General features: G+C 35.6%; 4 protein-coding genes and 2 pseudogenes. 1 reads left to right on the top strand and 5 read right to left on the bottom strand.

All coding sequences use genetic code 11. The annotated features are described in order from the left end of the window. A pseudogene (locus tag HE1_RS09655) lies at positions 1-113 on the top strand (IS481 family transposase); the annotation flags it as partial. A 107-nt stretch (positions 114-220) separates the two neighbouring features. Here HE1_RS09655 and HE1_RS09650 read toward each other — a convergent pair. The 5 genes and pseudogenes from HE1_RS09650 to HE1_RS09645 all read right to left on the bottom strand — a co-directional run. Beyond that, positions 221-412, bottom strand: a pseudogene (locus HE1_RS09650) (helix-turn-helix domain-containing protein); the annotation flags it as partial. A gap of 280 nt (positions 413-692) precedes the next feature. Then, entirely contained in the window at positions 693-1,241 is a 549-nt protein-coding gene (locus tag HE1_RS03240; RefSeq protein WP_084490990.1) for a flavodoxin family protein, read from the bottom strand. Then, entirely contained in the window at positions 1,238-2,167 is a 930-nt protein-coding gene (locus HE1_RS03235) for a tyrosine-type recombinase/integrase (RefSeq protein WP_035544696.1), read from the bottom strand. Before HE1_RS03235 ends, HE1_RS03240 begins: the two co-directional genes overlap by 4 nt. Positions 2,168-2,170: 3 nt before the next feature. Beyond that, the gene (gene grxD, locus HE1_RS03230; protein WP_006293156.1) at positions 2,171-2,512 is read right to left on the bottom strand and encodes a Grx4 family monothiol glutaredoxin; all 342 of its coding nucleotides are present in this window, start codon (positions 2,510-2,512) and stop codon (positions 2,171-2,173) included. A 522-nt stretch (positions 2,513-3,034) separates the two neighbouring features. Beyond that, complete coding sequence (locus HE1_RS09645; protein ID WP_242837188.1) at positions 3,035-3,133, bottom strand: hypothetical protein; 99 nt, start codon at positions 3,131-3,133, stop codon at positions 3,035-3,037. Between the last annotated feature and the right edge of the window lie 222 nt (positions 3,134-3,355).

Raw genomic sequence — 3,355 nt, 5'->3', positions numbered from 1 at the left:
TGCGTGCTTATCTTATGGCTTACAACTTTGCTAAACGACTCAAAGCTATCAAAGGAAAAACTCCTTGGCAATTTATTCTAAATCAGTGGACAATTCATCTTGAATATTTTATACCTAATCCTAACCACTTCTTGCTGGGACTAAACACCATGACAATACTTTTGTCTTCTAGAGATGGCTCAATTTTGGCGCTTAGCCTTGATCCTAAGGTGCCCGCCCCCTTCAAAACAGCGCTGGCGCTGATACCAAAACGCTGAGCAATCCGGTTCATTGAAAGGCCGCTTGCGTATAAAACAAGTGCTTGGAGCGTGTCTTTTTCATACACACCTCGTGAAAATTTTTCCATATTTTTTACATTTGTACCGCTTTCCCCCTCGAACAAAACCGCTTTTAAAGTAATCCGCACATTCACAAAATTAACACACAATTCTTTTTAGAGACTTTTAAAAGCCATCTTTTGCTGATTCTAACAAAAAGTATCTTTCGTTAAAAGCTTCCTTATTCTCCTGATATTAATCCTATTGAGAAATTCTTGGCTAATATGAAGAGGGGGATTGAATGCAATATACTAAATAGCAACTCTCTATTCGACGCTATTTTGTGGTTCTTTAAAACACCTAATTCAACCTAAATTACTATAGTAGTTTTAGTACCTTCACAAAAATTATTTTTTTAGTACTTTTTTCAACTTTTCAGGCTTTTATTTTTAAGAAAAAATTTTTTAATTCCTCTGTATTAACTTCCTCAAGGCTAGAATGAGCAAAGTAAGACCCCTTATAGTGCATCTTAAGATAATGACAGAAATTAAAAAAAATGGTATCAACGTTCTGCTTCATTATCAGCAGGGTTTCTTGATTTCGCCCTGCAAAACTAGCAACAACTGAAATTTCTTTCCCTATCAACTCTTCTGTTAAGTTTTTATGAATCGTTATTAAATCTGTAAATCGATCTAAGAAGATTTTCGTGTGGGCACTAACCGTGTACCAATATATTGGAGTTGCAAAGATGATATGGGAGTAATTTTTAATGCATCGAGTAATTAAAGGTAAAAAATCATCTCCACTATTCCGTCCCAAATAATCATAAGGCGTGATGTTCAATGTGCACAAATCAACAATCGGAATTGAAGAAGTATGGGGCTCTTCCAAAATTTGTTCGATCTTGTTCAGCAGCGTTTTTGTATTTCCAAAAGGGCGGGAACTTCCATTAAGCGCAATGCACGAAGAAAAAAAATCCATCATCCCTTCCTTGATTGTGTGGAACTTAAGGGGTGATGGTCTTTTAATACCTGAGATAACCGGCGTTGTGTTACTTGAGTATAAATTTGAGTTGTAGAAATATCTTGATGCCCCAGAAAAGACTTTATAGTGAAAAGATCTACTCCCTGTTCCAATAAATGAGTTGCAAAACCATGGCGAATTATGTGGGGAGAAATGCGTTCTGGATCAATGCCAGAGGATATCGCTAGCATTTTTAATTCTCGCCCTACAGACTGTCTGGGCCAATGGCCGGATTTTCCTGGAAAAACATAAGGTTTTTCTGCAAAAGGCATGCTGGACCTGACGGACAGATAGCATCCCAACGCATTTTGCGCTTCAGGCGTTAAAAACACTATACGTTCTTTTTCTCCCTTTCCTCTTAAGCACAGCACTCCAGTTTGTTCTGACTTTTCTTGAAGTGCTGCATTTAGCGCGACTAACGAAATAGATAAAGCTTCTGAGATACGCATTCCTGTAGAATAAAGCATTTCCAGCAATGCGTACGTTCTAATTCCTTTTGAAGAAAGGTTTTTTTGAGCTGTGTCTATTAACTGACGAACTTCTTGTATACTCAATACTTTGGGAATAGAAGCAAAATATCGGGGAAGCACAATATCTATCATAGGATTATTTTGAACATACTCTTCTTGGTATAAAAAATGATATAATTGACGCAACGCAGAAACACGCCTTGCGATGCTTCTTGGACTTAAAGATTTTTCCAAAGAAAGCTGGTGCACGTAACACACCATTTCAGAAGAAGTCACGCTTAAAATATCTAGCTTTTGAGCAGTTTGAATAATATCAAAAGCGTAAGAACTGCATGTATTTTTACTAAGCCCTTTTTCTACACGCAACATCTCTAAAAACGCTTCGAGCCAAAAAGAATCACGAGAATTTCCGTTCATAAACTAAAGAGCAGTTTTCAAAAAAAGTGTTTCTTGAAGAGATCCTTGTTTGTGAAGCAGCGTTACAATATCACATCCACCAATCAGTACACTGTTCACATAAAGCTGAGGAAAAGTAGGCCAATTTGAAAATAACTTAATTCTTTGACGCACAGATTCGTCACGTAAAACATCGAAAAATCCAAAATCATTGGTGTAATTTTTTAAAATTTCCACAACTGTCTTGGAAAATCCACACAAAGGATGATCAGGAGAACCTTTCATAAACAGCATAATAGGAAAAGAATCTATTAACAACTGAAGATCATAAAATTCTGGAACATCTTGAGTATTTAAACTATTCATTATTTAAACCGATATTACGCAAACTTTCTTAAAAAGCATAACATACTTAAAATATCGCTACAAGTATAGATCAAACAATATGAAAAAGTCGTAAATTGTAGTCACAAAAAAGCTTCCATAGCATTTTATTGATTTCTTCTTCGATAATCTTTTTTTGGGCTAAATTTATGTTCAATGGGGTTAAGATCTAGAAAATGTTGGAGTAAATAAAAAAGTTATAGTAATTTAGGTTGAGTTAAATACTTTAAAGAAGCACGAAATAGCGTCGAATAGAGCGTTGAAATTTAGTATATTGTCCCCCTCTTCATATTAGCCCAAAATTTCTCTATTGGATTCAAATATGGAGGACAAGGAGGTAGGAAAATTATACCGCATTTTCACTTTTTCTGCCCAAGTTTCTGTATTTGCACATAGCCTATCAATGCCGCTTTCATCAATATATACAATACTTGGATACGCTATATATTGATCGATTATTGATGCTGACTGAAAGTCTTTTTTTAAGCTACAAGCCTAATCTTTTTAACCAGTAATGGATTGTACCCCAAATTCTTGAGGAGATTTTTTCAAGGTCGTATCTTGGATTTTTTTGACGTACTCTTCAAGTTTTTCTAAGTTAATCTTTTTTTCTGAGCCACCAAGCCTTTTAGGAAAACAACTGTCTTCTTGTCTGCATTTTCTATTCCAATTTTCTATGCCACCTTCCTATCGCTGATCATACTCCCCCTCACTTTTTTTCAGGTAGTTTAAAAGATCGCTGAAATCAAAGAATAAGAGTTTATCTTTGATCCACCTGAGTCCCCTTGTGAAGTATGAATACAAAGATGAATAGAAAGGCGCTCT

The sequence above is a fragment of the Holospora elegans E1 genome, assembly GCF_000648275.1.
GTDB lineage: Bacteria > Pseudomonadota > Alphaproteobacteria > Holosporales > Holosporaceae > Holospora > Holospora undulata_A.
This window is presented reverse-complemented; position numbering and strand designations above follow the sequence as displayed.

What these genes read in the sequence shown, in the direction of transcription:
- HE1_RS03235 (WP_035544696.1), bottom strand. Translation starts at nt 2,167, where the DNA reads ATGAACGGAAATTCTCGTGATTCTTTTTGGCTCGAAGCGTTTTTAGAG.
- grxD (WP_006293156.1), bottom strand. Translation starts at nt 2,512, where the DNA reads ATGAATAGTTTAAATACTCAAGATGTTCCAGAATTTTATGATCTTCAG.
- HE1_RS03240 (WP_084490990.1), bottom strand. Translation starts at nt 1,241, where the DNA reads ATGATGGATTTTTTTTCTTCGTGCATTGCGCTTAATGGAAGTTCCCGC.